Origin of the sequence: Pseudoxanthomonas sp. 22568, from assembly GCF_052044485.1 — a bacterium.
Lineage (GTDB): Bacteria > Pseudomonadota > Gammaproteobacteria > Xanthomonadales > Xanthomonadaceae > Pseudoxanthomonas_A > Pseudoxanthomonas_A beigongshangi.
Genome location: NZ_JBQENC010000001.1, coordinates 469,175 through 476,271, shown reverse-complemented (window position 1 = coordinate 476,271; position 7,097 = coordinate 469,175). Strand labels below are relative to the sequence as shown.

At 68.8% G+C, this 7,097-nt stretch carries 7 protein-coding genes; all 7 read left to right on the top strand.

The window, feature by feature from the left end; all coding sequences use genetic code 11:
• The coding region (locus ACTJI2_RS02340; RefSeq protein WP_440840953.1) for a hypothetical protein at window positions 1–209 on the top strand (209 nt) is incomplete at its 5' end.
• Window positions 210–424: 215 nt separating this feature from the next.
• Window positions 425–1,309 carry a CheR family methyltransferase gene (locus ACTJI2_RS02335; RefSeq protein ID WP_183637012.1) on the top strand — a complete coding sequence of 295 codons (885 nt, stop codon included), beginning with the start codon at window positions 425–427 and terminating at the stop codon, window positions 1,307–1,309.
• Window positions 1,306–1,908: a chemoreceptor glutamine deamidase CheD gene (cheD, locus tag ACTJI2_RS02330; protein WP_183637014.1), complete on the top strand. Its 603-nt coding sequence runs from the start codon at window positions 1,306–1,308 to the stop codon at window positions 1,906–1,908. The genes ACTJI2_RS02335 and cheD overlap by 4 nt, the downstream gene beginning before the upstream one ends.
• Entirely contained in the window at window positions 1,908–2,981 is a 1,074-nt protein-coding gene (locus ACTJI2_RS02325) for a protein-glutamate methylesterase/protein-glutamine glutaminase (RefSeq protein ID WP_192198990.1), read from the top strand. Before cheD ends, ACTJI2_RS02325 begins: the two co-directional genes overlap by 1 nt.
• 138 nt (window positions 2,982–3,119) lie before the next feature.
• Window positions 3,120–4,310, top strand: a complete 1,191-nt coding sequence (locus ACTJI2_RS02320; RefSeq protein ID WP_183637020.1) for a methyl-accepting chemotaxis protein — start codon at window positions 3,120–3,122, stop codon at window positions 4,308–4,310.
• Window positions 4,311–4,448: 138 nt separating this feature from the next.
• Window positions 4,449–5,108, top strand: a complete 660-nt coding sequence (locus tag ACTJI2_RS02315; RefSeq protein WP_440840951.1) for a sensor histidine kinase — start codon at window positions 4,449–4,451, stop codon at window positions 5,106–5,108.
• 2 nt (window positions 5,109–5,110) lie between these two features.
• A complete protein-coding gene (locus ACTJI2_RS02310) occupies window positions 5,111–6,826 on the top strand; it encodes an EAL domain-containing protein (protein ID WP_192198988.1) in 1,716 nt (571 codons plus the stop codon).
• Window positions 6,827–7,097 lie beyond the last annotated feature (271 nt).

Genomic DNA, 7,097 nt, shown 5'->3' with positions numbered 1-7,097 from the left:
TCATCGAAGACAGCGCGATGGCCGCATCCCCGTCGGTGGGAGCGCCGTCCCCGGCGCGAGCTTCTCGCGCAAACGGTACCCACCCCGCCAAGAGCTCGCGGCCGGAGGCCGCTCCTGCCCGGATGGGATCCACCTCATCGCGTCAGACCCCTGCCGCGATCGTGGAAGCGGCGCTCGCCACCGAAGGAGACGATTGGCAGGAGTTCTGATCCACGGAGCGGAGCTTGCTCCGCTCCACGATGTCCCCATCGGCTCAACATCCCGACAGCCGAGCAAGCTCGGCTCTACGCCTCCCCCTTGACCAGCCATGCGGCTGTTGAAAGCGAAGAAGGGGCTTGAGGGGGATTTGCTCCACCGAACGCGAAACACCGCCCCATCCGCTCTCCCTTCAGCCGAGCAAGCTCGGCGCTACGACGAGTCCTCCATGTCCGCCCCGCTCCGTTCCCGCGACACCGCCACGCACGATGACGAACTCCCGCGCGCGCATGGGCGCGAGTTCGAGTTCGGCGATCGCGATTTCCGCCGCGTCTGCGATCTGATCCGCCAGCGCGCGGGCATCGCGCTCGCCGACGGCAAGCGCGACATGGTCTACGGACGGCTCTCGCGGCGCCTGCGCGCGCTCGGCCTGCGCAGCTTCCGCGAATACCTGGATCAGCTGGAAAGCGACGGTGGCGACGAATGGCAGGCGTTCACCAACGCGCTGACCACCAATCTGACCTCGTTCTTCCGCGAGCCGCATCATTTCGATCGCCTGCGAGATGAACTGGAACGCCGCAGCGGCGCGGGCACGCTGCGGCTGTGGTCATGCGCGGCCTCGACCGGCGAGGAGCCCTACTCCATCGCCATCACCGCGTGCGAGGCCTTCGGCACGATGGCGCCGCCGGTGCGCATCCTCGCCACCGACGTGGACACCCAGGTGCTGGCGACCGGCGGGCGCGGCATCTATCCGCTGGAACGCATCGCCGGGCTGGACGACGGCCTGCGTCGCCGCTACTTCCAGCGCGGCACCGGCCCGAACGAAGGCCATTGCCGCATCCATCCGGCCCTGCGCCAACTGATCGAGTTCCGCCCGCTCAACCTGCTGGCGCCGCGCTACGACGTGGAAGGTCCGTACACCGCGATCTTCTGCCGCAACGTGATGATCTATTTCGACAAGCCGACCCAGCGCGGTATCCTGTCACGGCTGGTGCCGCACCTGGCCGACGACGGCATGCTCTATACCGGCCATTCCGAAAACTACCTGCACGCCGCCGACATCATCCAGCCGTGCGGACGCACCCTGTACCGCCGCGCCGGGGCACGCGGATGAGCGCCGCCGCCCTCGCCTTCGCCGACGGCAGCGTGCTGCGCTACCACGACGCCCGCTTCCAGACCCCGGCCGCCAAGCTGCTGCCCACCCAGTACCTGGTGGTCGATGACGACACCGCGCTGGTCACCGTGCTCGGCTCCTGCGTGGCCGCCTGCATCCGGGATCCGCTGCTCAAGCTGGGCGGCATGAACCACTTCCTGTTGCCCGACGGCCAGGCCAACGATGGCGCTCCTTCGCGCTACGGCAGCTTCGCCATGGAATTGCTGATCAACGACCTGCTCAAGCGCGGCGCGAGCCGCGCGCGCCTGGAGGCCAAGGTGTTCGGCGGCGCCAATGTGCTGAAGGGATTCACCAGCAATCCGGTCGGAACCCGCAACGCCGAGTTCGTCCGCCGCTACCTGGACATCGAACGCATCCCGGTGGTCGCCGAGGACCTGTGCGGCATCCATCCGCGCAAGGTATGGTTCTTCCCCGCCACCGGCCGGGTGGTGGTGCAGCGCCTGCCGCACGCCCACGACGCCGAAGTGGCCGCCGCCGAATCCGCCGCCCGCGCCCGCCTGTCGCGCACGCCGGTCAGCGGTGGCGTGGAGCTGTTCTGATGGGTGCGCCCTGCAAGGTCCTGATCGTCGACGACTCGGCCGTCGTACGGCAGATGCTCACCGAGATCCTGTCCAGCGACGCCGGCATCGAGGTGGTCGGCTCGGCCAGCGATCCGCTGATCGCGCGCGACAAGATCAAGCGCCTGAATCCGGACGTGATCACCCTGGACGTGGAAATGCCGCGCATGGACGGGCTGGCGTTCCTGGAAAACCTGATGCGGCTGCGTCCGCTGCCGGTGGTGATGATCTCCTCGCTGACCGAGCGCGGTGCCGACACCACCCTGCAGGCGCTGGCGCTGGGCGCGGTGGACTTCGTCTCCAAACCCAAGCTCGACGTGGTCCGCGGACTGGAGTCCTACGCCGACGAAATCATCGCCAAGGTCAAGGCCGCGGCGCGCGCCAAGGTGCGCCCGCTGGCGCGCCCGGCCAGCGTGCGCCAGAGCGCCGACGCGGTGTTGCCCGCCGCGCAGCCTGCGCGGGCGCTGCGTTTCCAGACCACCGATCGCCTGATCGCCATCGGCGCCTCCGCCGGCGGCACCGAGGCGTTGCGGGTGGTGCTGGAGCAGATGCCCGCCGATGCCCCGGCGATCGTCATGACCCAGCACATCCCGGCCGGCTTCAGCCGCGCCTTCGCCGAACGCCTGGATCGGCATTCGGCGATGGCCGTGCGCGAAGCCGGCGACGGCGAGGCGATCCTGCCCGGCCATGCCTACCTGCCGCCCGGCGGGCGCCACCTGCGGGTGATCCGTGACGGTGCGCGCTGGCGCTGCCGGATCGACGATGGTCCGCCGGTCAACCGGCACAAGCCGGCGGTGGACGTGCTGTTCCGTTCGGTGGCGCACGCCGCCGGCGACAACGCCATCGGCGTGATCCTCACCGGCATGGGCGACGACGGCGCGCGCGGCCTGCTGGAAATCGCCCAGGCCGGCGCCCCGACCTTCGTCCAGGACGAAGCCACCAGCGTGGTCTGGGGCATGCCCGGCGCGGCCGTGCGGCTGGGCGCGGCCAGCGAGACCGTACCGCTCGACGCCGTCGCCGAACGCCTGGTGCAACTGTCCGCGCAATCGCGCTGACCGCCCGTTTCCGCCGTTTTCCCGGCGGATCTCCACCCAGGTCACAGTTTTCCCCGCGCATCGCGCATTGCCGCGACGAACGCTAAAGAGCCATCCCCCATGGCCGATATCCATACCGTGATTCAGCAGAGAGCACCCATGTATTCGCGCATCCTGGTTCGTCTTGCCGCTCCCTTGATCCTGACGCTGGTGTTCCCGCTGTCGGTCGCCTTCGACTGGCCCGGTGCGGTCCAATGGGCCATCCTGACCACGATGACGCTGGCCTGGCTGCTGTTCGCCTTCCTGTCGGTCTGGGGCGCGCAGAAACCCAGCGCGGAGCACACCAGCATCCTGCGCGAGCAGGACAGCCTGCTGAACGAACTGCGCCGCTTCGTCGGCAATGAAATCGATGGCTCTCGCGCCGAGATCGACCGCGCGCGCGGCCTGATCCGCGACGCGGTCGGCGGCCTGGGCGAAAGCTTCGACGCGATGATGCGCAAGTCCCGCGAGCAGAGCCTGGCGGTGTCGCGCATCGTCGACCGCGCCGGCGACGGCGACCGCGCCGGGGTGGACGTGGCCCGCTTCGCCCAGCACGCCAGCCAGCGCATGGAGCAACTGGTGGAAGCGCTCGAGCAGGTCAGCGGCCAGAGCACCACCACCGTGCACCACATCGACGAGATGGCCCAGCACCTGGACGGCATCTTCTCGCTGCTGGAGGACGTCAAGTCGATCGCCGACCAGACCAACCTGCTGGCGCTCAACGCCGCCATCGAAGCCGCCCGCGCCGGCGAGGCCGGTCGCGGCTTCGCGGTGGTCGCCGACGAGGTGCGCAACCTGTCCGAACGCTCGACCGCGTTCAACGAGCAGATCCGCAAACTGGCCCACAGCTCCAAGGACGCCATCGCCAAGGTCCGCGAGACCGTCTCGCACATGGCCTCGCGCGATCTCGACCGGTCCCGCGAGGCCCGCGGTGAAGCGGCCAACATGCTGACCCAGGTCGCCGCCATCAACGCCTCGCTGGGCGACGGCATGCGCGAGATCTCCCAGTGCGGCCATGCCATCGACCTGAGCGTGGCCGAGGCGGTGCGCGCCCTGCAGTTCGAGGACATCGCCACCCAGTCGCTGGGCAGCGCGGTCACCCACCTGGACCGCCTGACCACCATCAACCAGGAAGCCCTGGCCCTGCAGGAACTGTTGCATCGCAGTGGCGGCGTCATGGACCAGGAGCTGCTCTCGGCCCTGCGCCATATCGGCAGCCGCCTGCGCGACCGCCGCAGCGAATGGGAACGCCCGCCGCACAAGCCGGTGGCGCAGCAGAACATGGGCGCGGGCACCGTCGAACTGTTCTGATTTTTGACGAATACGTTCCGACACATCCGTTTTCCGCGACGCCGGTACCGCCTCCGCGGTGCCGGCGTCGTCGTATCCGCCGCGCCGGTCCGGCGGGCAACTGGCATACTGGCGCGGTTGTCCACCTGACCGTTGCCAATGACGGCCCGCACACCCGCCGCCCCCGATACGCCATCCATCCCCGCGGACGCCCTGCGCGAGCTGTACGCGCGCCAGGAAGCCGAGCGCCGTGTCGTCGCCCGGGCCCTGCACAACGAAATCGGCCAGGCGCTGTCGGCGATCAAGATGTCCGCCCACCTGGCCGGCGACGAGGACGACGCCGTCCAGCGTCGCCAGGATCTGGCCGACATCGTGCGCATCGCCGACGACACCGTCGCCCGCCTGCGCGACCTCTACGCGGATCTGCGCCCTCCGCAGATCGACACCCTCGGATTGGCCGCCTCGCTGCGTGGCGAAGCCGAGCGCTGGCAGGCCCGCTGGGGCCTGGTGCCGCGACTGCGACTGGCCGATCCGGCGCCACGCGCGGACGCGGCGCTCGAACTGGCCGCGTTCCGCCTGGTGCAGGATCTGCTGCTGCCGCTGCCCACGCTCGCCTCGCTGGAACTGCGGCTGTCCGCCGCGCGCGCCGGTTTCGCCGTGCTGGAAGTCCACCACGACGGTCCCGCGCCGGATCCGCTGACCGCCGCCCTGCTGCAATCGCGTGCCACCGCCGCCGGCCTCGCGCTCCATCTGCCCGGCGAGGCACAGGCCGGAATGCGCCTGCGGGTGGAACTGCCCGCCATGATGGCGGACGCTTGAACATGTCCGCCTACCCCGTCGCGCCGCCATCGATCGCCCGCCTTGGCGCGCTGGATCCGGATCTTCAGGCCATGGTCGAGTCCGCCGTGCAGGGCGGCACGCCGCTGATGCTGCTGCACGTCGACATCGATCACTTCCGCTCCATCAACGAGAACATGGGCGCCGATGTCGGCGACCAGGCGCTGCTGCTGCTCGGCCAGCACCTGTCCACCCAGTTGGGCCCGGAGGCGCGGGTCTGGCGCCAGGGCAGCGACGAGTTCATCGTCGCCATGCCGCGGCTGCCCCAGGTGCCGTCGCCGGATGCGTTCGGCGCATTCGTGCGCGATCAGGTCGAACTGCCGATGGCGGTGCTGCCCTATACGCTGTTCCTCACCGCCACCGTCGGCATGGCGCTGTGCCCGGAAGACGCCACCACCGTCACCGGCCTGCTGCAATGCGCGGAGACCGCGGTCGGCCAGGCCAAGCACGAGGGCCTGAACCTGGTCCGCCGCTATGCCCGCGACGCCGCCATCAGCATCCGCAGCGACAGCATCATCGCGCGCCAGATCGTCAACGCGATCGACAACAACGAGTTCCGCCTGCACTACCAGCCGCAGATCAACGCCCACGACGGCCGCGTGGTCGGCATGGAAGCGCTGCTGCGCTGGCATTCGCCGGCACTGGGCGTGCTGGTCCCCGAGCGCTTCATGCACGTGGCCGAAAAGCTCGGAGTGATCGTGCAGATCGGCGACTGGGTGCTGCGCGAGGCGTTCCGGCAGGCACGGGTCTGGCGCGATTGGGGCTTCGACGACTTCGAGATCGCGATCAACGTCTCCACCCTGCAGCTGTTGCGCCCCAACTTCGTCATGGAAGTGCTGGAGGCGATGCAGGTCGCCGGCATCCCGGCGCAGATGGTGGTGCTGGAAGTACGCCAGAACGCGCTGGCCAAGGATACCCATCTGGTCCATCGCACCCTCGCCAGCCTGCACCGCGAAGGCGTGCGCCTGACCCTGGACGACTTCGGCATGGGCGATTCCAACCTGGATTCGCTAGTGCGCTTCGCGGTCGACAAGATCAAGATCGATCGCAGCTTCGTGAAGGGCGTTCCGGCCAGCAACCGCGAGGTCGCCATCACCTGCGCGATCATCGCGATGGGCCACCAGCTGGGCATGAAGGTGATCGCGCACGGCGTGGAAACCGACATCCAGCTGGGTTTCCTGCGCCGCAACCATTGCGACATGTTCCAGGGCCACCTGTTCGGCGAACCGATGTCGGCCGAGGATGCCGGCGCGGTGCTGCGCCGGCGCTACCTTCGCGCCGACGCCTTCGCCGCCACCAAGCCGGATCGCACCCTGCTGCTGCTCGATGACGAAGAGAACATCCTGCGTTCGCTGGTGCGCCTGTTCCGCCGCGACGGCTACCGCATCCTGGCCGCCTCCAGCGTCAACGACGCCTTCGAGCTGCTGGCCACCAACGACGTGCAGGTGATCCTGTCCGACCAGCGCATGTCCGACATGAGCGGCACCGAGTTCCTCGGCCGCGTGCGCGTGCTGTATCCGGACACCGTGCGCCTGGTGCTGTCCGGCTACACCGATCTGGCCACCGTCACCGAAGCGATCAACCGCGGCGAAATCTACCGCTTCCTGACCAAGCCCTGGAACGACGACGACCTGCGCGAGCACATCCGCCAGGCCTTCACCGCCTACGAGAACCAGCCGCACCACCGCGTGGTTGGCTGATTGCCTCGGTTCGGGGAGCAGCGGAGCAAGCTCCGCTCTACCGATGCGTAGTGCCGAGCTTGCTCGGCTGCTTTTGCTGCAAAGGGCCATGGATGCCCGCGAAAGCCCATGGATTCCAGCTTTTGCTGGAAATGACGAACCCAGGGAATCCACACTTGGTCATCCCAGCCAAAGCTGGGACCCATTTCCACGGACGTATCAGTGCAGCGGAGCAAGCTCCGCTCTACCGATGCGTGGAGCCGGGCCTGCTCGGCTGCCCTTGCCATTCGCC